The sequence below is a fragment of the Rhodococcus sp. OAS809 genome (assembly GCF_040546695.1).
Classification (GTDB): domain Bacteria; phylum Actinomycetota; class Actinomycetes; order Mycobacteriales; family Mycobacteriaceae; genus Rhodococcus_F; species Rhodococcus_F qingshengii.
Map to the genome: position 1 here is coordinate 377,763 of NZ_JBEPOI010000002.1, position 23,390 is coordinate 401,152.

Annotated in this window: 18 protein-coding genes and 1 pseudogene; 14 read left to right on the top strand and 5 right to left on the bottom strand. The window is 64.1% G+C overall.

The window, feature by feature from the left end:
* Nucleotides 1-38: 38 nt before the first annotated feature.
* Both crtI and ABIE52_RS04965 read right to left on the bottom strand, forming a co-directional pair.
* A complete protein-coding gene (gene crtI / locus ABIE52_RS04960) occupies nucleotides 39-1,631 on the bottom strand; it encodes a phytoene desaturase family protein (protein WP_007730073.1) in 1,593 nt (530 codons plus the stop codon).
* A 2-nt stretch (nucleotides 1,632-1,633) separates the two neighbouring features.
* Nucleotides 1,634-2,773 (bottom strand): polyprenyl synthetase family protein, encoded by a 1,140-nt coding sequence (locus tag ABIE52_RS04965; protein ID WP_007730074.1) that lies wholly within the window; start codon nucleotides 2,771-2,773, stop codon nucleotides 1,634-1,636.
* Between the two features lie 170 nt (nucleotides 2,774-2,943).
* Here ABIE52_RS04965 and ABIE52_RS04970 point away from each other — a divergent pair.
* Nucleotides 2,944-3,934 (top strand): annotated as a pseudogene (locus ABIE52_RS04970) (methylenetetrahydrofolate reductase).
* Nucleotides 3,935-3,981: 47 nt separating this feature from the next.
* On the opposite strand, the gene ABIE52_RS04975 reads toward ABIE52_RS04970, so the two are convergent.
* The 3 genes from ABIE52_RS04975 to ABIE52_RS04985 all read right to left on the bottom strand — a co-directional run bounded on the left by ABIE52_RS04975 (nucleotide 3,982) and on the right by ABIE52_RS04985 (nucleotide 7,047).
* Nucleotides 3,982-4,776, bottom strand: coding sequence for an LppM family (lipo)protein (locus ABIE52_RS04975; protein WP_075833434.1), 795 nt, complete (start codon nucleotides 4,774-4,776; stop codon nucleotides 3,982-3,984).
* Nucleotides 4,777-4,846: 70 nt separating this feature from the next.
* On the bottom strand, nucleotides 4,847-6,445 hold the full coding sequence (locus ABIE52_RS04980) for a phytoene desaturase family protein (protein WP_007730076.1): 1,599 nt from the start codon (nucleotides 6,443-6,445) through the stop codon (nucleotides 4,847-4,849).
* Entirely contained in the window at nucleotides 6,442-7,047 is a 606-nt protein-coding gene (locus ABIE52_RS04985; RefSeq protein ID WP_003941672.1) for a GNAT family N-acetyltransferase, read from the bottom strand. The genes ABIE52_RS04980 and ABIE52_RS04985 overlap by 4 nt, the downstream gene beginning before the upstream one ends.
* A 147-nt stretch (nucleotides 7,048-7,194) precedes the next feature.
* Between ABIE52_RS04985 and ABIE52_RS04990 the strand changes: the two genes are divergently transcribed.
* From ABIE52_RS04990 to murC, 13 genes are all read left to right on the top strand, one after another.
* Nucleotides 7,195-7,746: an SAV_6107 family HEPN domain-containing protein gene (locus tag ABIE52_RS04990; protein ID WP_223304500.1), complete on the top strand. Its 552-nt coding sequence runs from the start codon at nucleotides 7,195-7,197 to the stop codon at nucleotides 7,744-7,746.
* A 237-nt stretch (nucleotides 7,747-7,983) separates the two neighbouring features.
* On the top strand, nucleotides 7,984-8,430 hold the full coding sequence (locus ABIE52_RS04995) for an SCO2097 family morphological protein (protein WP_003941660.1): 447 nt from the start codon (nucleotides 7,984-7,986) through the stop codon (nucleotides 8,428-8,430).
* Nucleotides 8,431-9,024: 594 nt separating this feature from the next.
* Nucleotides 9,025-9,456 carry a division/cell wall cluster transcriptional repressor MraZ gene (mraZ, locus tag ABIE52_RS05000; protein WP_003941779.1) on the top strand — a complete coding sequence of 144 codons (432 nt, stop codon included), beginning with the start codon at nucleotides 9,025-9,027 and terminating at the stop codon, nucleotides 9,454-9,456.
* Nucleotides 9,457-9,646: 190 nt separating this feature from the next.
* The gene (gene rsmH, locus ABIE52_RS05005; protein WP_007730079.1) at nucleotides 9,647-10,660 is read left to right on the top strand and encodes a 16S rRNA (cytosine(1402)-N(4))-methyltransferase RsmH; all 1,014 of its coding nucleotides are present in this window, start codon (nucleotides 9,647-9,649) and stop codon (nucleotides 10,658-10,660) included.
* Entirely contained in the window at nucleotides 10,657-11,301 is a 645-nt protein-coding gene (ftsL, locus tag ABIE52_RS05010; RefSeq protein WP_003941715.1) for a cell division protein FtsL, read from the top strand. Before rsmH ends, ftsL begins: the two co-directional genes overlap by 4 nt.
* Entirely contained in the window at nucleotides 11,298-13,172 is a 1,875-nt protein-coding gene (locus tag ABIE52_RS05015) for a peptidoglycan D,D-transpeptidase FtsI family protein (RefSeq protein ID WP_192712918.1), read from the top strand. Before ftsL ends, ABIE52_RS05015 begins: the two co-directional genes overlap by 4 nt.
* Before the next feature lie 183 nt (nucleotides 13,173-13,355).
* Nucleotides 13,356-14,990: a UDP-N-acetylmuramoyl-L-alanyl-D-glutamate--2,6-diaminopimelate ligase gene (locus tag ABIE52_RS05020; protein ID WP_192712933.1), complete on the top strand. Its 1,635-nt coding sequence runs from the start codon at nucleotides 13,356-13,358 to the stop codon at nucleotides 14,988-14,990.
* Nucleotides 14,987-16,555, top strand: coding sequence for a UDP-N-acetylmuramoyl-tripeptide--D-alanyl-D-alanine ligase (locus ABIE52_RS05025; protein WP_192712919.1), 1,569 nt, complete (start codon nucleotides 14,987-14,989; stop codon nucleotides 16,553-16,555). Before ABIE52_RS05020 ends, ABIE52_RS05025 begins: the two co-directional genes overlap by 4 nt.
* The gene (gene mraY / locus ABIE52_RS05030; protein WP_003941699.1) at nucleotides 16,552-17,634 is read left to right on the top strand and encodes a phospho-N-acetylmuramoyl-pentapeptide-transferase; all 1,083 of its coding nucleotides are present in this window, start codon (nucleotides 16,552-16,554) and stop codon (nucleotides 17,632-17,634) included. Before ABIE52_RS05025 ends, mraY begins: the two co-directional genes overlap by 4 nt.
* Nucleotides 17,635-17,639: 5 nt before the next feature.
* Nucleotides 17,640-19,163 carry a UDP-N-acetylmuramoyl-L-alanine--D-glutamate ligase gene (gene murD, locus ABIE52_RS05035; RefSeq protein ID WP_192712920.1) on the top strand — a complete coding sequence of 508 codons (1,524 nt, stop codon included), beginning with the start codon at nucleotides 17,640-17,642 and terminating at the stop codon, nucleotides 19,161-19,163.
* Entirely contained in the window at nucleotides 19,160-20,638 is a 1,479-nt protein-coding gene (gene ftsW, locus ABIE52_RS05040; RefSeq protein ID WP_007730088.1) for a putative lipid II flippase FtsW, read from the top strand. Before murD ends, ftsW begins: the two co-directional genes overlap by 4 nt.
* The gene (gene murG, locus ABIE52_RS05045) at nucleotides 20,635-21,804 is read left to right on the top strand and encodes an undecaprenyldiphospho-muramoylpentapeptide beta-N-acetylglucosaminyltransferase (RefSeq protein WP_003941767.1); all 1,170 of its coding nucleotides are present in this window, start codon (nucleotides 20,635-20,637) and stop codon (nucleotides 21,802-21,804) included. The genes ftsW and murG overlap by 4 nt, the downstream gene beginning before the upstream one ends.
* On the top strand, nucleotides 21,801-23,309 hold the full coding sequence (murC, locus tag ABIE52_RS05050) for a UDP-N-acetylmuramate--L-alanine ligase (RefSeq protein ID WP_030537033.1): 1,509 nt from the start codon (nucleotides 21,801-21,803) through the stop codon (nucleotides 23,307-23,309). The genes murG and murC overlap by 4 nt, the downstream gene beginning before the upstream one ends.
* Nucleotides 23,310-23,390: the final 81 nt, after the last annotated feature.

Here is a 23,390-nt window from a genome sequence, read left to right on the forward strand (position 1 = left end):
GTGAATCGTGGATGAATGGTCGGTTACGAGGGGCTAGTTTAGTTGCTCGCACGAGTGCCCACCGCGCTGGCTCGCTCCCGTGTACCGGTAATACGTTCGGCGGCGAGTCGTCCGGACAGCAGAACGGTCGGTACTCCCACCCCCGGAACGGTTCCCGATCCGGCGAGAACGACGTTGTCGAAGCCGCGGGCGAGGTTCTTGCGTCGGAACGGCCCCGTCTGGGTGAAGGTGTGTGACGCCGCGAACGGGCTACCCGCGGCCATGCCCTTCTCGAGCCAGGTCTGCGGGGTGTCGATGTGATCGATATCGAACCCCTCCACCAGTCCCGTGTAGCCACGTTCTTGCAGCGTGAGGATGATTTCACGCACGTAGGCCGGGCCGAGAACTTCCCAGTCGAGCCTTGCACTGTCCAGATTCGGGCACGGCGCGAGGACTGACAGCGGTTCACGGATTCGGCCGTCTCGCGAGAAGGCCAGGCTCGGATCGGTCTGTGCCGGTCGGGTGACGAGCAGTGACGGATCACTCATCAGTCGCCCGCGGCCGCGGCGTGCCGTGATCTCGGCGAAGGTACGCTTCCACGCCTCGCCGAAGTCGATCATGTGGTGTCGCTGCGCGGGCCATTCGTCGGCGACCGCGGAGGAAACAGTGCCGTGAATCACGACAGCGGACGGCGATGTACGCACCGGGCGCGGACGCAATCGCGTATGCGGGCGCAACAGCGAGTCCGTGACGGCCATGTCGGGAGTGAGGACGGCGGCGTCACAGTAGAAGCGCTCGCCGTCGCGTGTGTGAACGGTGTGCACGCGCCGATCGCTCACCTCGAGGCGTTCGACAGTGCGGCCGAGATGCAGAATTCCGCCGGCCTCGGTGAAGGCGTCGGCCATCGACTCGGCGATCGTGCGCATCCCGCCCTCGGGGAAGTAGACGCCGAGTGAGGTGTCCATGTGAGCGATCGCCCCGTACACCGCGAGGGCCCGAGACGGAGCAACGCCCGCATACAGCGCTTGGAAGGTGAAGATCCGCCGGAGGCGAGGGTCGCGGATCTTGCGATCCACCTGCCCGCCCAGTTTCCCGAATCCTCCCAGTGCGACGAGCCGGCTCAGATCTTTGACTGCGTCACGCGAATTGACCAGTCCGAGGGGAGAATCGAAGTCGGCGTCCATGAAGCGGTCGAATTCCGCGTCGAAGATCCGGTTCAGCCATCGCCGCAACGCACGGTATCGCTGCGCTTCTTCCGGCCCGCAGACACGGGAGACCTCGGCAGCCATGTCTTCTGGATCGGCGTGGACATCGAGAGCGGTGCCGTCTGCGAATCGCGCGTGGTACGTCGGGTCGAGCTTGTGCACAACGAATTTGGGGTTTGTCGAGGCTGGGTCGGCACCGACGGCGGCAAGCGCGTCTTCGACGAGTTCGGGCATCGTGAGCACCGTTGCGCCGTTGTCGATGCTGTAGTCATTGCCCTGGTAGACACCGACTCGCCCACCGACCGAGCTGTTGCTCTCGAGAATCGTGACGTCGCGGCCGGCGCCACGCAGATACAACCCCGCAGACAGTCCGGCAAGTCCCGCGCCGACGATCACGACTCGATCGGTCGGCGAGCTGACGGTTCGAGTGCGGTGCACGTGTGCCACAGTCAGTAGCTTCGCTTCGTGGCCGCGATCGCCATGTCGGTCAGGCGAGCCTTGGACTCTGCCGTTGCCGTGCTCGAGTCGAGGGCGTTCGCAGCTGCCTCGACGAGGGTGTCGATCTGCGTTTCGACGTCGGTGACGGCGCCCAGATCGGTGATCACCTGGCGCAGAGTGTCGACCTCGGTGTCGGTCAGCTGGGTGCCGATTCCGTTGCGGAGCAGTTCTGCTGCCGCCGGATCTGCGGCGTCGGCGCGGGCAAGCGCCATCGCGAACAGGACAGTTCGCTTACCGGCGATGAGATCGTCGCCCGACGGTTTGCCCGTGACGGACGGATCTCCGAAGACACCGAGCAGGTCGTCGCGAAGTTGGAAGGCGATACCGATGTCCGTGCCGAAGGTCCGGTAGGCATCGACCAACTCGGCGTCCGCACCGAACAGCGCGGCGCCGAGGTGCAGTGGGCGTTCGATCGTGTACGCGGCGGTCTTGTAGCGGTTGACCCGCATGGCTGCCTCGACGGTCTCGTCGCCTCGGGCTTCGTTGCTGATGTCGAGGAATTGGCCACCGAGCACCTCGGTGCGCATTGCCGACCAGACCGGGCTCACTCGTGCGGCCGCGTCGGGGCTGATCCCGGATTCTCGGATCATGTCGTCAGCCCAGGCCAAGGCCAGGTCGCCGAGGAGAATGGCGACGGCCTCGCCGAAGTGCGCGGAATCGCCGCTCCACTCCTCGCCTCGGTGCTGGTCCTCGAATTCGACGTGAACGGTCGGGAAGCCGCGCCTGGTCGTTGATGCGTCGATGATGTCGTCGTGCACGAGCGCGCAGGCCTGCACCAGTTCGAGGGCCGCGCACGCACGAATCACCGCGTCTGCGTCCTTACCGTTCGGGTCGCCTCCGGCGCCGAGCCATCCCGTCCAGGCGAACGACGGTCGGACGCGTTTTCCTCCGCGCAGGACGAAGGCCTCGAGGGTGCTGACGGCCTCCTCGTATCCACCGCCGATGTTCGAGACGAGTTCGCGGCGTGAAGCGAAGAAGTCGCGGAGCGCTGCTTCGAACAGACCTGGCAGTTCGAGTGAGGTCGGATGCGGTGCGGTGTTGGTCGAACTCTGTCCAACGCGCGCGGTTCCTGCGGACAGGGTGGCCTCCAAGATCGGTATGTTCTCGCGCCGGATGGTTACACGGAAGCGAGCTTGGGGCCCAGCTTAGTAGGGGTTGGAATCAACGGCGGGTCGGGCCGTGAACTGCGCGATCCTGACATTCGGGATACGCAGTACTGGGCGATGAGCTTGTTTGCAGCTGGAAAACATATGCTTGACCGGTGACATTCGATCCAGTCAGGGGCCGCTCAAGCGAGGGGTGGGCCACCCGAACACCGTCGATCGTCGATCGGATCGCTTCCTCGACAGGTAGCCGTATTCCGTTCTCGGTCGAGTTTTCGCCGCCGCGTGACGCGGACGCCGAAGCGCGCCTGTGGCGTGCGGTGCGTACCTTCGAGCGGCTCGGACCGGCGTTCGTCTCGATGACCTACGGCGCAGGTGGCTCGACGCGCGATCGTACGGTGCGTGTCACCGGCGAACTTGCCGAAGAGACGACCCTGCTGGCCGGTTGCTCACCTGACTGCTGTCTCACACAGCACCGAAGAGCTTCGCGCCATGGTCGGTGCCTACGCCGATCGTGGGATCAGCAACATCCTCGTATTGCGCGGCGATCCGCCCGGCGATCCGCTCGGCGAGTGGAAGAAGCATCCCGAAGGCGTCGAGTACGCCGAGGAACTCGTGCGGATGGTCCGTGACCTGGGCGACTTCCACGTCGGCGTCGCATCGTTCCCCGAGGGGCACTACCGCGCTCCGGACTTGGCATACGACACGAAGTACCTGGTGTCGAAGTTGCGTGCCGGCGCCGAGTACTCGATCACACAGATGTTCTTCGACGTGGAGGACTACCTGCGTCTTCGTGACCGGGTGAGTGCGTACGACGCAGAACAGGGCGCCAAGCCGATCATCCCGGAGATCATGCCGGTGACGTCGCTACGCTCGGTGCGGCGCATGCTCGAGCTCTCGGGCTCGTCATTGCCCCCCGCTCTCGAGCGTCGATTCGACGCCGCGGCCGGAAGCGGTCCGGACGAGAACCGTGCAGCGGTCCGCGAACTCGGCATCGATCTGGCCACCGAGATGGGTGAGCGGTTGATCGCCGAAGGCGCTCCGTGCCTGCACTTCATCACGCTGAACTTCGCGCGCGCCACCAGTGAGGTCCTCGAGCGACTCGGTCTCACCCCCGACACCTCTGTCGGGACAGCACAAGCCGTCTGATCCCGGTTGCCCCGCTCGACACCAATCGAGGGGGCAATCGCCAGGCGCTACTTCGCGGTGTTTTTCGGATTCCTGTTGTCAGCTTGCTTGCTGACAGGTGATTTCGTGACAGGCGTCTTCATGACCGGTGCTTTCGCGGCGGGCGCGCGCTTGATCGGTGCTCGATTGCGCGCCATCCAGGCCATCGCACCGACGACAATCGCGACACCGAGCGCCAGCCCGGCCATGATTCCTGCCCACCCGGCGAAGCTTCGGGTGCTTGGGTCCGCGTAGTTGACCTCGGCGCGCATTGTCGACACCTCGCCGGCGGGCAAGGTCCACGACACCCGGGAATCGCCGTCTCGTGTTCCGTTGGTCGTGCCGACCCGTGCCGGGAAGGCGATGCTGACCTGGACGTCGGCGCCCTGAGTCGGAACCGTCTTCAGGTCTGCCTTGCCGTCGAGCGTGACGGTGTCCCCGGATCGCTTGAGGGTGATCTGGAACGACCCGGACCCCTCGGCGTACATGGAGCCCAGTTGGGCGACGTCACCGAAGGACAAGTCGCTGAAGAACGCCTGGCTGCCGACGTACCCGTCCTTCTTGTACTCCTGAACCCGTATCTTGTCCTCCAGCGACGAAGGTGGGGTCAGCTGCGGACCCTTGTCCGCCTCGTTCGCCGGAATAGCGGCAGCTACCACCTGTCCGGTCACACGATCGTTCGCGGACACTCCCATCGACACCTGCACGCGGATGCACCCGGCAAGCAAGGGAACAAGCATGAGGGCGAGCGCGGCAACCGTCAGGAAACGTTTCCGACTGGTCGGCTTGGCGGCGGGATCGGTGGACTGTTGCACAGTGGTCATCGTGCCAGCCGTGGCGTAGCCAGTCATCGAGGCGGGGGCGTGTCGGCGGGTGAAGTTCGGCGGGTGACCTTCACGACCTGCTCGAACGACGCATCCAACGACGAGTCGCGCCCTGGCGGCTGTCCGACAGTGCGATTCGAGCCGCACTGCGACCGCTGGCTCCGGACACACCGCCACCGGGATGAGTCGATGCTCCGGTCAGATACAACCCGTCTGCTCCCGGAACGCGATGGCCGGACAGTTCCGGAAGCGGTCGCCACAACATCATCTGATCGAGTGACATCTCGACGTGCATGACATTTCCGCCGATCATCCCCAATTCCGACTCGATGTCCCGGGGAGTCTGAATGAATCGGTCGAGGACGGAATCGGCGAACCCGGGTGCGAAAGCCTCCATCTCGCCGACGATCCGGTCGGCCTCCGCCTCGGCGACCGATGCCCAATCGCGATGTCCGCTGAGGCGATACGGCTGCCACTGCGACCACAGTGTCACCTGATGCCGCCCGGCCGGGGCGATCGTGGGATCGATTCCGCTGAAACTCATTCCGAGAACCGCAGGGCGAGGAGGAAGTTCCCCCGCCAGTGCTGCGCCGTGTGCCGTGCGCAAGTGTGCGCGATCGGAGACGAGTAATTGCAATCCCGAGGTACTTTCCCGTGTCGTGGCGTCGCCGCGGTACGACGGAAGCGCGGATGTCGCCAGTCGAAGTACCGCGCCGATGCCGGGGCCGACCCTGATTTTCCGCCGCCAGTGATCGAGCGTGGTTCGGTCGAAGCCCCCTCGGCCCAGGAGGTCGAGCGTGGTCAGGATGTGGCACCCGGCGATTACCTTGCGAGCGTGAACTTCTCGACCGCTCTCGGTTGTGGCGGTCCAGTGACTCGAGTTTCGACGGATCGACGTCACGCCGTCACCGAGCGCGACCGTGGCGCCGTCGACAGCCATCCGGGAGGCCAACGCAGCACTCAGTGCGCCGCTTCCACCGACTGCTCGCCCTGGCGGCAAGATGTGCATGAGGGCCGCGAAGCCGACCATCGGAGCGGTTCCCGGTTCCGACATCGCAGGCCCGGACTGGGCGCCGAACCACGCAAGCGCTGCTTTGAGTGCCTCACTGTCGAAATACTCGTCGAGCAGTGCGTCGCCAGGCGCGAGGAACTGCCGAGACAGTTCGCTGTTGCCGCGTGCGGTGGCGAGACCTCCGAACGCACCGATCAGGTTCGATCCGGTGGGCGGTGCGGAAAACGCTTTCATGACATGTCGACTGCGCTCCGACCAGACCGCGACGAATCGCCGGTAGGAGTCGGCGTCCTTTGTCCCGCATGCTCGTTCGATGGACCAGCAGGTTGCGTCGAGGTCGCGGTGAAACGCGATGCCCGGCCCGTCGGTGCCCGGGGCGGGCGGCGCGAACGCCCACGGGTCACAGTCGATGTAGCGCAGTCCGTGCGCGCCGAGTCCGAGTTCCTCGATGATGCCGCTGTGTCGGATCATGAGGTGTGCCGACGACCCCCGGTCCACCTTGTATCCGGGAAATCGCTCGACGGTCGAGACGGCGCCGCCGAGAACCGTGTCCTTCTCCAGAACCTCGACCGACCAACCCTCGCGTGCGAGGTAGGCGGCCGATACGAGCGCGTTGTGTCCGGAGCCGACGACGACGGCGTCGAGAAGCGCGCTCACAGCGGCAGTCCACGGCCGAGGACTGCGAACGGCCGGTTGTCGCCGGCAAAACGAAATCTGCGGAGCACGTCACGAAAGCCGAGGCGACGGTACAGCCGCCAGGCTCGGTTGTCCTCGTCGTACACCTCGGGTGTCGACAACAGAACACTGCGTTCGGGTCGATCGACGAGGAGGTGGCGCAAGAGCGATTCGCCCAACCGGTGACCTTGTCCGTTCGGATGCACGTGAAGTTCGGTGAGTTCGAAGTAGTCGCTCAGAATCGCGTCGATCTCGCTCTGGGGACGACCCGAGCGCCGAAGCCCGTGCAGTACCTGTTGATGCCACCACTGGTCCGGGCTCCCGCGATACCCGTAAGCGATCCCCACCAGCGGCAGATTTTCGTGTGACGGTTGCTGAGGAACCGCCAATGCGCCGACTGCCTTCCAGCCAGGCCGGTTCGCGTGCTCCTGCCACATCGGTGCGCGATGGAACTCGGTTCCTCGCGGATAGTCCATCGCGGTGACGTACACGGCCAGTGCCTCGTGGAGTCGACTCGCGAATTCTGCGCGATCGAGGTCGACCGTATGTGGTGTCCAGGCGATCTGCGGGTCGACCGGTCTCACCTCTTCTCTTGACGGCGTGTCGGTGGGTGCAGTTATATTGAATAGGTCGAACAGATGTTCGATGTGGGTGATCCGGAGATGCCCGAAGGGAAGCGGGCATCTCCGGCCCACCTGGTCTTGGATCCTCACGGTGCAGGAGGTGCCCCGATGTCCGAGCGTGTGAAGCCTGAACGTGTGAAGTGCCAACGAACTCTTCCTGCCGAGTTGTCGAGTCCGTCGGATGCCGCAATTTCTCGATTGCCGATGTCGGCGAGGCGGTCCTTCGGCGCGAGGGACGCCAGCGACCGCACTGCTCGAGTGGGAAAGTCCGGTGTGGCGTGGGGGCTGCTCCGGAAGGCGGATGCGCTTCTCGAGGAAGCGATTGGGGCGGGCGATCCTGCCGACCGGTTCCGGTGTGCCTACCTGGCGGCCCTACGTGGTGCCGGGGCAGTGTTGGCCGCAGCTCCTGCCGGTGCCGGCTCGAAGCGCAAGCGAAGCGGAAACGCGTGGGTTCTGATGGACGCCGCAGCGCCCGCGTTCGGAGCGTGGTCGAAGTTCTTCGCAGGGTGGTCCTCTACGCGTGCGGCCGTGGAAACCGGCGTGTCGATCGTGATCACGGACTCCGATTCCGACGCATTCTTCGCCGAGGTCGGCCGTTTTCTCACGGCGGTCGAAGATTTCATCGGTCAGGACGCGTCCGAGCATTTGCGAGCGTCGTGAACAAATGGTCCGTGTCGGCAGTTGTTTCCGGGGAATTTCCTGGTCCGCACAGGCAAATGGAGCCGAATCGGGGCCCTTCGACACGAATACGTACGCTTGTGGCGGAACTCGTACCCGGAGTTGGTGGTCCGAGACCTAAACTGCTCGTATTATGAAAACAGGTAATCGTCCAACTTGATTACCCGCCGCCTCACACCGTGGGGTGGTTGCCAAACTTCCAGTGCCGGGGGAGGTACCGTGCCACTCTCCGAGCACGAGCAGCGCATGCTCGATCAGATCGAGAGCGCTCTCTATGCCGAAGACCCCAAGTTCGCCTCCAATGTGAGGGGCGGCCGTATGCGGGCGCCGTCGAGTAGACGGCGGTTCCAAGCAGCGGCTCTATTCGTGCTGGGTCTGGTCCTGCTGATCGCGGGGGTTGCACTCCCGCTCAAGCCGGGCGGTTTTCCGATCATCAGCCTGTTCGGTTTCTTGTTCATGTTCGGCGCAGGGGTGTTGTTCCTCTGGGGTGGTGGACGTAAGTCTGCGCCGGCCGCCGACTCCGCTTCCGAAGGTGGCAATCATCCCTCCGGTCCGCCGGGTAGGGGTAGTGCCGGCGGATCCGGGCGGGGACGCGGCCGGAAGTCCGGCGGCGGATTCTCGTCGCGGATGGAAGATCGATTCAAACGCAGGTTCGAGCAGGACTAGCTCTCCCGCCCTTCTTCGGGCGTACTTCGAGAGTGATGCAGTTCGGACGTGACGCCCTCTTCAGGGCACGGACGACCACACGTGTGGCGGTCGGCAACCAAGGTTGCCGACCGCCACACGCCGTTGCTGTGGGTGTTGTACGTGTGCGCCGGCAATCCATCGAGTGAATCAGTGACGTGCGAGCGAATCACTCGCCACTCCTGCTGCCTCAGGGCATGCCCGCGGGCTTCCTCCACTTCGCTCCACTCGGCCCTCCACTTTCCTCCACCCTGGTCGAACTGCAACGCACGACCAGACCTCGTCCCGCTCACGTCTATTCGAAAACCGCGCTTGTACTGCGATTTTGTGTGGGGGAGCAACAGATCGTGGCGTAAAGTGTCGATCTGACGGCGGTGTGGGCCGGGACACGGTTGCAAATTTCCCCCACGTCTCCCCACCTGCGCTGACCTGCTATTTATCAGCAAATGATGCTGAATAGGGACCATGTGCTCCTTGTTTGTGGGGGAAAGTGGGGTACTGTGGGTTCGGGCGGAGAGCTGAAGCACGATCCGCTCGATAGGGAGGGTTTCAGCGCAAGCTCGCAGGAGGTGTCGAGTGTTCCTCGGTACCTTCACGCCGAAGCTCGACGACAAAGGTCGGCTCACGTTGCCGGCAAAGTTCCGAGACGAACTGGCAGGAGGATTGATGATCACCAAGAGTCAGGATCACAGCCTCGCCATCTACCCCCGGGACGAGTTCGTCAAGCTTGCTCGAAAGGCAGCGGCAGCTCCACGCAATGATCCGGCAGCTCGGGCGTATGTCCGTGCTCTGGCCGCCGGCACAGATGAACAGCACGCCGATGCCCAGGGGCGAATCACCCTCTCGGCTGATCATCGGCGTTACGCAAACCTGTCCAAGGAATGCGTAGTGACCGGCTCCGTCGATTACCTCGAGATCTGGGATCTAGCAGCCTGGGAGAGGTATCTCGGAGACAACGAAGAGGACTATTCGCAGGCAACAGGCGAATCTCTCAGCGAGATCGTCTAGGCGAAGAGCCCCCGGCGAATGCCGCGAGGCCTCTGCCCGGAAAGACCCTGACGCACTTCCCCAGCGCCAGGTTCTCCTTCGGGCAGGGACCTCGAAGCATTCGCCTTCTCGAACAGTCATCGCCTTCTCGGAAAGTCAGCACCTTTTCGAAAAGTCATCGGAAATCATGAAAGTAGGAGCCGGAGCAATCATGGTGGATCACGAGGTGAACGAACCCTCGGATGCCGATGGCTTCGCGCACGTCCCTGTACTTCTGCACCGCGCCGACGATCTTCTCGGCCCTGCCATCACCGCCGTCGGTGACGGTGGAGCGGGCGCATACATGATCGATGCGACGTTGGGGCTCGGTGGCCACTCCGAATTCTTCCTGGGCAAGTACCCGGGCCTTCACCTCATCGGTCTCGATCGCGACACCAACGCACTCCGGATCGCTTCCGAGCGTCTGGCGCCATTCGCGGACCGAACGACGTTCGTGCACACCACGTACGACGGGATCGAGGACGCGCTCGAACAGGCAGGTCTGCCGTCGACGGAGTCGGTTCACGCGATCCTTTTCGATCTGGGTGTGTCGTCGATGCAGTTGGACGAAGCCGACCGAGGTTTTGCGTACTCGATCGACGCTCCTCTCGACATGCGGATGGATCAGACGGTCGGGCTGACCGCGGCAGAGGTCCTGAACACCTACAGTCACGGCGACCTTGCTCGCATTCTGAGCACGTACGGCGAAGAACGGTTCGCGGGAAAGATTGCGTCCGAGATCCTTCGGCAGCGTGAGCGTGAACCCTTCACCACCAGTGCAGCTCTGGTCGAATTGCTGTACCGAACAATCCCGGCAGCCACGCGGCGTACGGGGGGACACCCGGCCAAGCGCACCTTCCAAGCGCTGCGGATCGAAGTCAATGCCGAGTTGGATTCGCTTCGTGCAGCCGTTCCTGCCGGGCTCGACGCACTGGCAGTCGGTGGGCGAGTGGTGTTCATGTCCTACCAGTCGCTCGAGGATCGAGTTGTGAAGGCGGAGTTGGTTCCCCGCTCGAAGTCCACCAGTCCTGAAGGACTACCGGTCGAGTTGCCGGGTATGGGACCGGAGTTCCGCATTCTCACCCGTGGCGCAGAACGTGCGTCAGAGCAGGAAATCGAAGAGAACCCACGATCAGCTCCGGTGCGTTTGCGTGCCGCAGAACGCATTTCCAGGAGGCGGGCATGAGTCGTCAGGGCAAATCCGGTGCAGCGCAACGTGCATACGACAAGCGCACCGCACGGGCGGCAGGCCGGACCGGAACTGTCGCTGCTGCCGGCCCGTCTATCTCTCCTCGGGCGATGCTCAAGGGGAGAGTGCCGTTCGTCGCCTCCGTCATCGGACTTCTGTCCATCGGTCTCGCGGTGACTCTGCTGCTGACCACTCGCGCTGCCGAGGATTCGTACCAACTCAGTGATGCACGTGCATACAACCAGTCTTTGGTCGAGCAGAAAGCAGCGCTCGAACGTGACTTCCAGTCGCGTAACTCGGCTCCGGAGTTGGCAAATCAGGCAAGCGCTCTCGGCATGGTCCCCGCCAAGGACCCTGCACGACTGGTAGTTCATCCGGACGGTTCGGTCGAGGTCGTCGGAACGCCGACTCCCGCGACTGCCGGAGCTATGCCTCCGCTCGATGCGCCCACATCGGTGCCCGCACCGACTGCGACACCCCCGCGCACCACAACGCCGGTTGCTCCCGGAGCCACGCCGAGCGTTCCGAATAACACGCGAAACCTCGCGCAGAGTGAACAATTGGTTCCTGTGATCCCCACGACGACAGCACCCGCCACCACGACGGCGGTGCCTGCTCCGCCTGAGGAACGTCGGTGAGTCAGAACTCCCGTAACAACCCCGGTCGGCGTCCGCGCCGCTCGGCCACCGCCTCATTTCCGTTTCGTCAGCGAGTCGGTCGTATCACCATGTGTGGTGCGCTCGCCGTTGCGGCATTGCAGCTCTTGTGGATTCAGGGAATCGACGCGCCGAGTCTGGCTGCGGAATCTGCCAATCAACGAACCACGACCCAGGTCGATCCGGCTGTACGTGGCTCGATAACCGATCGCAACGGAAACCCCCTCGCCTTCACCATGGAAGCCAAGGCGCTGACTTTCCAGCCGGTGCGGGTACGCAAGGAACTCGAGGAAGCGCGCGCCAAGAGCATCGAGCAGGGCGCCGAGGGTGACAAGCAGGCGCCGGAAGTGAGCGATCGCCTCGCCGAGATCGCCGCCGGAATCCACGCCAAGCTCGGCGATACCGTTCCGGAAAAAGATCTGCTTCAGAAGATGAACAGCAACGAGACTTTCACGTACCTCGCGCGCAGCGTGGATCCGGCGGTTGCTGCCGAGATCTCGGACAAGTTCCGGGAGGTCGGCCTCGAGCGTCAGGACATCCGCGAGTACCCCGGTGGCTCTCTGGCCGCGAATCTCGTCGGCGCGACCGGCTGGGACGGGCACGGTTTGCTCGGTCTCGAAGATTCGATGGACTCCACGCTCGCCGGAACCGATGGATCCGAAACGTATGACCGCGGTTCCGACGGCGCTGTGATCCCCGGTAGCTGGCGTGACAAGCAACCGGCAGTCAACGGTTCGGGTGTCGAGCTGACCATCGATTCGGACCTCCAGTTCTACGTTCAGCAGCAGGTCCAGATCGCCAAGGACAAGTCGGGCGCAAAGAACGCTTCGGTTGTGGTCATGGACTCCAAGACGGGACAGGTGTTGGCCATGTCCAACGACAGCACCTTCAACCCCGCAATCGGCATCGACAAGAACGCGCCGACAGCCGAAATGGGCAATCCGTCGGTCAGTACGCCGTTCGAGCCCGGATCGGTGAACAAGATCGTCACCGCAGCAGCGGCCATCGAGGACGGTAAGACAACTCCGGACGAAGTTCTGCAGGTCCCGGGCAGCATCACGATGTCCGGTGCCACAGTCAAGGACGCGTGGGATCACGGTGTGGCCCCGTACACCTCTACCGGTGTGTTCGGAAAGTCCTCGAACGTCGGCACCTTGATGCTCGCTCAGCGAGTGGGCGAGGATCGCTACGCAGACATGCTGAACAGGTTCGGCCTCGGACAACGCACCGACGTCGGACTTCCCGGCGAGAGCGCGGGCAGCGTTCCGAGTCGCGACCAGTGGTCGGGCGGAACCTTCGCGAACCTGCCGATCGGGCAGGGTCTCTCGATGACAACCCTGCAGATGACCGGGATGTACCAGGCCATTGCCAACGACGGCGTGCGAATTCCTCCGCGGATCGTGAAGTCGACTGTCGATTATTCCGGCACGCGGACCGAGACGCCGCAGCCCGAGGGCGTCGAGGTGGTCAGCGCCCAGACAGCGGCGACCGTTCGGGACATGTTCCGGTCGGTCACTCAGGAAGACACCGGCAACCAACGAGGAACCGGTGTTGCCGCGGGCGTCGAGGGATACCAGGTCAGTGGAAAGACCGGGACCGCGCAGCAGGTGGATCCCGCGTGCAAGTGCTACTCCAACTCCAACTACTGGATCACCTTCGCGGGAATCGCGCCTGCGGACAATCCTCGATTCGTGATCGGAATCATGCTCGACGCACCGGTTCGCGGCGTGGACGGCGGCGGCGGTCAGTCGGCGGCACCGTTGTTCCACAACATCGCGTCGTGGATGCTCCAGCGTGACAGTGTCCCGATGTCGCCGGACCCCGGTCGCAAGTTGGTGTTGCAGGCGGACTGATTGCGGTGTGTCGGTTTCGACACGGTCTTCGGGTGAATCCCGGACACGGTAATCTCAAACGTCGCAGTAACCTCATTCATCGCAGTGCGCCGAACTTTGCTTGCGTTGCGACCGCCATAGACAACGACCGCCATAGACAACGACCGCGATAGAACAACGACAATTGCCAGGAGTCGAGTGACAGTGCCGAATCGTTTGCAATCGTCGAACTCGGACGGCGCTCCCGGGACGCGTCCGACACAACCGGTTGCTACCGCGATCACGGCGCTCTCCGAACTGTCCGGGGCTCGCCTCGAATGGGTGGGGCAACCGGGATCACAGTCCTCGGAGGTCGTCGTCAAGGGCGTCGACCTGCGTGCGCAGGGAATCGTGACCGATGACCTCTTCGCCGCTCTGCCCGGTGCACGGACCCATGGCGCTCAGTTCGCCGTCGACGCTCTGGGGCGCGGTGCGACCGCGATCTTGACCGACGAGGCCGGCCTCGAACTGATCGAGGCCGCGGACAAGCCGCCTGACCGGTCCGTCCCAGTTCTCGTTCATCCGAACCCGCGGGATGTGCTCGGTGAGATCTCCGCGGAAATCTACGGCCGGCCCTCGGAGAAGATGCAGGTCGTCGGCATTACCGGTACATCGGGCAAGACCACGACGTCGTACTTGCTCGAAGCTGCGATTGCCGGAGCCGGCCGCAAGCCCGGCCTGGTCGGGACCATCGAGACTCGAATCGACGGCCGCCGGGTGCCCAGCGCTCTGACCACGCCGGAAGCTCCGCAACTGCATGCTCTGTTCGCCGTGATGGCAGAGCAGGGGATCGATACCGTCGTCATGGAGGTCTCCAGTCACGCTCTTGCTCTCGGACGCGTCGACGGCATCCGCTTCGACATCGGCGCGTTCACCAATCTTTCGCAGGACCACCTGGATTTCCATCGGGACTTCGAGGAGTACTTCCAGGCCAAGGCTCGGTTGTTCGATCCTGAGTCGACGGTGCGAGCCGAGCATGCCGTCGTCTGCGTCGACGACGTGTGGGGTCGACGGATGGCCGAGTTGGCCGCGACCGACGAGAGCGACGCGGTGACCACGGTCTCGACCTCGACGGCCGAGGCCGAGTGGACGGTCGGCGCAGTCGAGGTTGCCGAGGACGGCTCGCAGACCTTCGAGTTGGTCGGGCCGGATGGACAGTCGTGGCCAGTCTCACTTCGTCTCCCCGGGCGATACAACGTGGCCAACGCTGCGCTGGCGTTGACCGTCAGTTTTGCTGCGGGACTCGACCCGGACGCGGCTGTTCGAGCGCTCGGGACCGTGGACGTCCCGGGGCGAGTTCAGCGGATCGACCGGGGGCAGAGCTTTCTCGCCGTGGTCGACTACGCCCACAAGCCGGCAGCGCTCGAAGCCGTGATCGCCACGCTGCGCAACCAGGTTCCCGGCCGAGTGGCCGTGGTGGTCGGTGCGGGCGGTGACCGCGACGCCGGCAAACGGGCACTCATGGGTGAAGCGGGTGCGCGAGGCGCAGACCTGCTGATCGTCACCGACGACAACCCACGCACCGAGGATCCGGCGAAGATTCGCGCTTCGGTGATGCAAGGCGCCATGGACGTGCCCGAATCCGAACGCGGCGAGGTTCGCGAAGTGGGGGACCGGGCCGCCGCGATCGAGCAAGCAGTCCGGTGGGCACAGCCAGGAGATGTCGTCCTGGTGGCAGGCAAAGGCCACGAAGTAGGTCAAGAAATCGACGGGGTCAAACACCCGTTCGACGACCGCGAGGTGTTGGGCGAAATGATCGGCCGATTCGCGATCAACACAGCACATGGAGGCAAGCAATGATCCCGATGACGCTCTCTCGGATCGCCGAGATCGTCGGAGGAACCCTGCAGGACGTCGACGATTCGTCGACGCAGGTGACTGGAACCGTCGAATTCGATTCGCGCAAAGTAGCTCCCGGTGGGCTCTTCCTCGCCCTACCCGGAGCGCGTGTCGACGGTCATGATCACGCGGAAGCGGCGGTGGCAGCGGGCGCTGTGGCGGTGCTCGCGGCGCGGCCGGTCGGAGTTCCGGCAATCGTCGTTCCATCGGTGCCGAACGACGGTCCCAGTGCAGTGATGCTGCTCGAACACGACACCGACGGGTCCGGAGCCGCGGTCCTGCATGCCCTCGGCCTTCTGGCCCGAGCAGTCGTCGACGAACTGGCAACTAACGGCGCACCGACCGATGGTGGACTGACGCTGGTCGGTGTCACTGGTTCTGCCGGCAAGACCTCGACCAAGGATCTGATAGCAGCGCTGCTGCGCGAGTGCGGCGAGGTGGTTGCGCCCCCCGGGTCGTTCAACAACGAATTAGGTCTGCCGTGGACAGTGCTCCGCGCCGACGAGAGGACCCGCTTCCTCGTTCTCGAGATGTCGGCCCGTGGGGTCGGTCATGTCGGCGAACTGACGAAGATCGCGCCGCCGAAGATCGGCGTAGTTCTCAATGTGGGCACTGCCCATCTCGGTGAGTTCGGTTCGCGTGAAGCGATCGCGGTCGCCAAAGGTGAACTGGTGGAAGCACTCCCGTCGGCAGCCGACGGTGGAGTTGCGGTCCTCAACGCCGACGACCGCATGGTCGCCGCAATGGCGAGTCGAACCAAGGCCCGGATCGTATTCGTCGGTCAGTCCGAAGACTGCGACGTTCGGGCGACCGACGTGGTTGTCGACGACCAGGCCAGGGCTTCCTTCACACTGAACTGTTCACAGGGTTCTGCACGTATTCGCCTGGCCGTTCACGGCGAACACCACGTGAGCAACGCCCTGGCCGCGGCGGCCGTCGCACTCGAGAACGGCCTCGCGGTTGCAGACATCGCGCGTGTCCTCGAGGGCACGAAGGCAGCGTCCGCGAGGCGGATGGAAGTCACCGAGCGCGCCGACGGCGTCACCGTCGTCAACGACAGTTACAACGCCAATCCCGATTCCATGCGAGCCGCCCTCAAAGCGTTGGTGTCCATGGCGCGATCGGATCGGCACTTCGGTCGCCGTAGCTGGGCTGTGCTCGGAGAGATGGGTGAGCTCGGACCGGAATCAGTTGTCGAGCACGACGCGATCGGTCGCCTGGCCGTCAGACTCGATGTCAGCAAGTTGATCGTCGTCGGGACGGGCCGCACCTCGCGTGCGATGCATCAAGGTGCGGTGATGGAGGGGTCGTGGGGTGACGAGTCCGTCGTCGTGCCCGACGCAGCTGCGGCAATCGCCATTCTTGAAGCGGAACTCGAACCGGGCGATCTCGTCCTGGTGAAGGCGTCCAAGTCGGTGGAACTGTGGACGGTCGCCGAAGCGATACTGGCTGCAACGCCCAACACCGACAGCGAGAACACCGACAGCGAGAACACCGATGGCGAGAACGGCGGGGATTCGCAGTGATCCAGATTCTTCTCGCCGCAGGCATCGCGCTGGCGGTCTCCATCATGCTCACGCCGATCCTGATCAAGGCGTTCTCGAAACAAGGTTTCGGGCAGGAGATCCGAACCGAAGGTCCAGCCAGTCACCAGGCCAAGCGCGGCACTCCCACGATGGGCGGCGTCGCGATCCTGACCGGAATCTGGGCCGGCTATCTCGGCTCACACCTCATCGGTCTCGGCATGGACAACGCGGAGGGACCGTCGGCGTCCGGCCTACTCGTTCTCGGTCTGACCACCGCGCTCGGTGGAGTCGGTTTCCTCGACGACTTCATCAAGATCCGCAAGCAGCGCAATCTGGGACTGAACAAGACAGCGAAGCTGGTCGGCCAGTTCGTCGCTGCCATTGCCTTCGGAATCCTGGCCCTTCAGTTCCGCGGTGACGACGGGCTGACTCCGGGCAGTGTTCATCTGTCGTACGTCCGCGACATCGCCACCGTCTCACTCGGTTCCGTGGTCTTCATCGCCTTCTGCTACCTACTGGTCAGCGCCTGGTCCAATGCCGTCAACCTGACCGACGGCCTCGACGGATTGGCCGCCGGAGCGATGAGTTTCGTTCTCGGCGCCTACGTCATCATCACGTTCTGGCAGTTCCGCTACTCGTGCGAGACGAATCCCGGTAAGGGTTGCTACGACGTCCGAGACCCGCTCGATCTCGCGGTGCTCTGCGCGGCCGGCGCCGGCGCGTGCATCGGTTTCCTCTGGTGGAATGCCGCACCCGCCAAGATCTTCATGGGCGACACCGGTTCTCTTGCCCTCGGCGGCATGCTCGCCGGATTGTCGATCACCACCAGCACGGAACTGTTGATGGTGGTCATCGGTGCACTGTTCGTCGCGGAGGCCGCGTCGGTGGTGATCCAGGTAGCGGTGTTCCGGTCCAGCCGACGGCGGGTCTTCCGAATGGCGCCGTTCCATCACCACTTCGAACTTGCCGGGTGGGCTGAAACCACGGTGATCATCAGATTCTGGTTGTTGGCAGCTATTGCGTCGGCTATCGGATTGGCACTCTTCTACAGCGAATACCTCGCAGCGCTCGGAGGCTGAAAACCATGACCAGCTCAGCGGCTTCCGAGAATGATCTGTCCTGGCTTCGCGGTACGCGCGTGCTGGTCGCCGGAGGGAGGGTGTCCGGTCAAGCGACTATCGAGCCTCTCGTCGCCCTCGGTGCTGTCGTGACGGTCGCCGATTCGACCTTGGACTTCGCGGAGCGCTGCGCGGAGCTCGGCGCGGACATGGTGACCACCACCTCGATCGAGGATGCTCCGGATTCGATCACCGAGTACGGGCTCGTCGTCACCAGTCCGGGCTTTCGGCCGGATGCACCGATCCTTGCAGCCGCCGCCGGTCACGGGATTCCCATCTGGGGAGACGTCGAGTTCTCCTGGCGCGTCGACCACAGCGGGCACTTCGGCACACCCCGTAAATGGCTCGTCGTGACGGGGACGAACGGAAAGACCACGACGACGTCGATGCTGGCCTCGATTCTCGACGCCGCTGGAGTTGTCGGCCGAGCCTGCGGAAACATCGGGCTGCCGATACTCGACGCACTCGCCGAGACGTCGCCGCGCGTGGAGTACCTCGCTGTCGAACTGTCGTCCTTCCAATTGCACTGGGCGCCTTCGGTGCGTCCGGATGCCGGCGTGGTCCTCAACGTCGCCGAGGATCACCTCGACTGGCACGGCGGAATGAGCGCGTACGCCGAGGCCAAGTCGCGGGCGCTGAGCGGAAAGGTCGCGATGGTCGGCCTCGATGACGCGATCGCTTCCGAACTGGGAACTCGCGCAACTGCAGACATTGTCACCGGGTTCAGATTGGGTGAACCGGGCGAAGGGGAACTGGGTGTCGAAGCGGGACACCTCGTGGACAACGCATTCGGCGATCACGTCCGCTTGGCCGAAGCAGCGTCGATAGATCCCGCCGGCCCGGCAGGCGTCATGGACGCGCTGGCCGCCGCCGCGTTGGCGCGGGCACTCGGATTCGAGGCAGACGTCGTCGAACGCGGTCTGGCCGCACACAAGGTCGGCCCACACCGAGGGGCGCTGGTCGGCCGTGTCGGGTCCGTTGTGTACATCGACGACTCCAAGGCCACCAATCCGCACGCAGCCCGACCGTCGATACTCGCGCACGATCGCGTCGTCTGGGTTGCAGGCGGTCTGCTCAAGGGAGCCAGCGTCGACCAATTGGTGAGCGAAGTTGGCCCTCGACTCTCCGGCGCTGTCCTTCTCGGGCGTGACGCTGGTGTGATCGAGGACGCGCTCGCGCGACACGCGCCCGATGTTCCCGTGGTGCACGTGATGTCGGGGGACGATGCAGTGGTGAGCGAAAACAGCAGCAACTCGACTCTCACCATCCGGCTGCCGTCGGGTGCCGACGCGGATGCCGTCATGGCCGCAGTGGTAGTCGAAGCTGCCGAGTTGGCGTCCCCCGGTGATGCAGTTGTACTCGCCCCGGCCGCCGCGTCCTTGGACATGTTCGCCAGCTACGGACATCGTGGTGACAGCTTCGCCGCCGCCGTAGCCGCATTACCCGATCCGTTCACGGATTCGCCTGGCCAAGCCGGGAACTTGCGATGACCAAGGGTCCCAAGACCCGAATCGGTGCCTGGTTGGCGCGGCCGTTGGCGTCGTTCCACCTGGTGGTGACGATTGCCACGATGTTGACTGTCTTGGGGCTCGTGATGGTTCTGTCGGCGTCGAGCGTCGAGCAGTACGTGTCCGGTGGCTCGGCATATTCGTTGTTCACCCAGCAGCTGATTTTCGCGATTCTCGGGGCGGTGCTCTTCTACGTCGCGCTGCGGATCCCGGCGAGAGTGCTCCGGCAGTATTCGTTTCCGCTGTTCGTCGTCGTGCTGATCATGCTGGTACTCGTCCTGATTCCGGGAATCGGCACAGAAGCGCAGGGCGCGCGTCGCTGGTTCAACGTCGGCGGGTTCTCGGTGCAGCCCTCGGAAATCATGAAGGTCGCGTTGGCGATCTGGGGCGCCCATCTGTTGGCTTCGCGGCGGCCGGACGACCGATCCGTGAAGTCGATCCTGATTCCGCTCGTGCCCGCAGCAATGCTGGTCTTCGCGCTGGTCGTCGCGCAACCGAACCTCAGTACGACCATCGCATTGGGAATCATCGTCGGGGCCCTGCTGTGGTTCGGTGGGCTGCCACTGAAGCTCTTCGGCTCGATCGCGGTGACGGGCGTCGTCGTGGCGGGCGTGCTGGCGATGACGGCCGGTTATCGTTCCGATCGAGTTCAAGCCTTCTTCAACAAGAGCGACGACCTGCAGGGCAACAACTATCAGGCCAAGCAGGCTTTGTATTCGCTCGCCGACGGGGGCCTTTTCGGACGCGGACTCGGTCAGAGCGTCGCCAAGTGGAACTACCTACCCAACGCGCACAACGACTTCATCTTCGCGATCATCGGCGAAGAGTTGGGATTTGTCGGCTGCGCAGTGGTGATCGGTTTGTTCGCTGTATTCGTCTACACGGGATTGCGGATCGCAGCCCGCAGCATCGATCCGTTCTGGCGGCTCCTGTCGGCCACTGCAACTACCTGGATCGTCGGCCAGGCAATGATCAACATCGGTTACGTCATCGGACTGCTGCCGGTGACCGGACTCCAGTTGCCCTTGGTCTCCGCCGGCGGTTCGTCCTTGGCGATCACATTGTTCATGTTCGGTGTCATCGCCAATGCAGCGCGCCACGAGCCCGAAGCAGTTGCCGCTCTGAACTCCGGGCAGGACGGCAAGATCTCGAAGTTGCTCAGACTGCCGAAGCCCGTGCTGTACCACCCGCCGTCAGGGGGCCGGCCGATCCGTCGACCGAAGCCCGCACGGCAGATCGAACCGGCACGCGGACGCGACGGCCGGCGCGCGATCGAGACGGGCGATCGACGCAAGCGGGCAGATCAAGGTGCTCGCCCTTCCTCGGATTCCAACCGAGGTGCGGCCGCTGGGTCACGGAAGCGCACCGCGGGAGGGCAGAATGGTCAGCGTCGGCAGGCGCCGACACGTAGGGCACAAGATCCACGAGAAGTTCGAGAGCGAGGAATTCGTAGGTGAGCGGCAACAAATCGGCTCTGTCGGTAGTGGTGGCAGGGGGAGGCACGGCTGGTCACATCGAACCCGCACTTGCTGTCGCGGACGCGGTCAAGGCCGCTGCGCCCGACACCAGAATCACTGCGCTCGGGACGGCGCGTGGTCTCGAAACCACCTTGGTGCCGGCTCGCGGGTACACGCTCGAGCTCATTCCCCCGGTTCCGCTTCCTCGTAAGCCCACGATGGATCTCGTCAAGCTGCCGACACGCATCCTCGCCTCGGTGCGCAAGACCCGTGAGGTACTCGATTCCGTCGACGCCGACGTGATCGTCGGTTTCGGTGGTTACGTCGCGCTTCCGGCGTATCTTGCCGCACGTGGTGGTGTTCTTCGGCGCCGCCGCAAGATTCCGATCGTCATCCACGAGGCGAACGCCAGTGCCGGCATCGCGAACAAGATCGGTGCTCGCCTGGCGACGCGGGTGCTTGCTGCTGTTCCGGGTTCCGGAGTGAAGAACCGCGGCGATCAGGACGCCGAGATCGTTGGCATCCCGGTTCGCGCGTCGATCGCCAATTTCGATCGAGCGGGACTCCGCTCGCAAGCTCGCGAGTACTTCGGACTACCTCAGGACGGTCCCGTTCTGCTCGTCTTCGGCGGATCGCAAGGCGCGAAGTCGCTCAATGACGCGGTGTCCGGAGCAGCGGAAGAACTGGCGAAGGCCGGGATCTCGGTCCTTCACGCACACGGACCCAAGAACTCTCTCGAAGTCACGCAGTACTCGGAGACGGCACCGTATGTGGCTGTTCCTTATCTTTCGCGGATGGATCTCGCGTATGCCGCAGCCGACGCGACTATCTGTCGTTCGGGCGCGATGACGGTCGCCGAGGTCTCGGCGGTCGGACTACCGGCCGTCTACGTTCCGTTGCCGCACGGCAATGGTGAGCAGGAACTCAACGCGAAACCCGTTGTCGCAGCGGGCGGTGCGATCATCGTCTCCGACAACGAGCTCACGCCGACGTTCGTCGCCGGTACCGTCGTCCCGATGCTGAGCGACAGCGCGCGCCTCGACAAGATGAGCAGTGGCGCTGCCAACGTCGGGCACCGCACCGCGGCAACCGAGATCGCACGGATCGTGCTCGACATTGCGGCAAAGGAAAACGCCGTCCAGGAAAACGCAAGGGGAAACCGATGACCGCGCTGCCCGCCCACCTCGAGCGAGTACACATGGTCGGAATCGGCGGTGCCGGTATGTCCGGCATCGCTCGAATTCTGCTTTCCCGCGGGGGCCTCGTCTCGGGTTCGGACGCCAAGGAGAGCCGAGGAGTCCTGGCGCTCCGTGCACGCGGGGCGCAGGTCCGGATCGGCCACGACGCCGATGCTCTCGACCTGCTGCCGGGTGGTCCGACCGTCGTCGTCACGACGCACGCGGCTATCCCGAAGGACAACCCGGAACTCGTCGAGGCCGCTCGCCGCGGAATCCCGGTGATTCTTCGTCCGGCTGTCCTTGCATCACTGATGCAGGGCAATCGCACGTTCCTGGTTTCGGGTACACACGGCAAGACGTCGACAACGTCGATGCTCGTGGTCGCCCTGCAGCACTGTGGTTTCGACCCTTCGTTTGCCGTTGGCGGCGAACTCAACGAAGCGGGAACGAATGCCCATCACGGCAGCGGTGACGTCTTTGTCGCGGAGGCGGACGAGAGTGACGGGTCGCTGCTGCAGTACGACCCCAACGTGATCGTCGTGACCAACATCGAGGCCGATCACCTCGACTATTTCGGGAGTGTCGAAGCGTATGTGAAGGTGTTCGACGATTTTGTCGACAAGTTGCGTCCGGGTGGGCTCTTGATTGCTTGCCTCGACGACCCGGGATCGGCGGATCTCGCGAAGCGAATCGTGGCCTCGGGCCGTTCGGACATCCGGGTACTCGGTTACGGATCGGCAGACGCGCAGGAAGTGGAGGCGGGCACCGCCTTCGAGCCTGTCGACGGTGTCGAGGTCGGAGTCCGACTACTGGGCTTCCATGCGCACGACGTCGGGGGAGTCCTGCAGTTCCACCTGGCGGGCGAGAGCGCCGCGCGAACCGTGCGGATGGCAGTGCCGGGTCGTCACATGGCGCTCAACGCACTTGCGGCTCTACTGGCTGCCCGTGACGCCGGCGCCGAGACGGAGGAGATCGTCGAGGGGCTCGCCGGATTCGGTGGCGTACACCGCCGGTTCCAGTTCACCGGCCGCGAGCGTGGTGTCCGGGTGTTCGACGACTACGCCCACCATCCGACCGAAGTTCGTGCGGTTCTCGGCGCGGCGGCGGATCTGGTTCGACCGGAGGACGATTCGTCGTCGACCAATTCGGCAGCCGGACGCGTGATCGTGGTCTTCCAACCTCATCTCTATTCACGCACCGCCGCGTTTGCCGAGGAGTTCGCGCAGGCGCTGGACTTGGCCGACGAGGTTGTCGTTCTCGATGTCTACGGCGCTCGCGAAGAGCCGATGCCGGGCGTCAGTGGTGCGCTGGTCGCTCAGTCGGTCACGAAACCTGTTCACTATCAACCGGATCTGTCACAGGCGCCGAAGCAGGTGGCGGCGTTGGCTCACCCCGGCGACATCGTCATCACGATGGGTGCCGGTGACGTGACCATGCTCGGCAAACAGATCCTCGATGCTTTGCGTTCGGCGCCGCATCCCGCGCCGCGATGACACCCGACGCACGAAGTCGGCGCGGGCGTCGAGATCCTCGAGCCAGACAAGCCACCAGTACGCGTCGGCGCAGTACTCGCA

Bases quoted from the DNA above. Each gene is read 5' to 3' on its own strand.
- ftsW (WP_007730088.1), top strand. From the start codon at position 19,160: ATGACCAAGGGTCCCAAGACCCGAATCGGTGCCTGGTTGGCGCGGCCG.
- murD (WP_192712920.1), top strand. From the start codon at position 17,640: ATGACCAGCTCAGCGGCTTCCGAGAATGATCTGTCCTGGCTTCGCGGT.
- ABIE52_RS05025 (WP_192712919.1), top strand. From the start codon at position 14,987: ATGATCCCGATGACGCTCTCTCGGATCGCCGAGATCGTCGGAGGAACC.
- ABIE52_RS04990 (WP_223304500.1), top strand. From the start codon at position 7,195: ATGTCCGAGCGTGTGAAGCCTGAACGTGTGAAGTGCCAACGAACTCTT.
- murC (WP_030537033.1), top strand. From the start codon at position 21,801: ATGACCGCGCTGCCCGCCCACCTCGAGCGAGTACACATGGTCGGAATC.
- rsmH (WP_007730079.1), top strand. From the start codon at position 9,647: ATGGTGGATCACGAGGTGAACGAACCCTCGGATGCCGATGGCTTCGCG.
- ABIE52_RS04975 (WP_075833434.1), bottom strand. From the start codon at position 4,776: ATGACCACTGTGCAACAGTCCACCGATCCCGCCGCCAAGCCGACCAGT.
- ftsL (WP_003941715.1), top strand. From the start codon at position 10,657: ATGAGTCGTCAGGGCAAATCCGGTGCAGCGCAACGTGCATACGACAAG.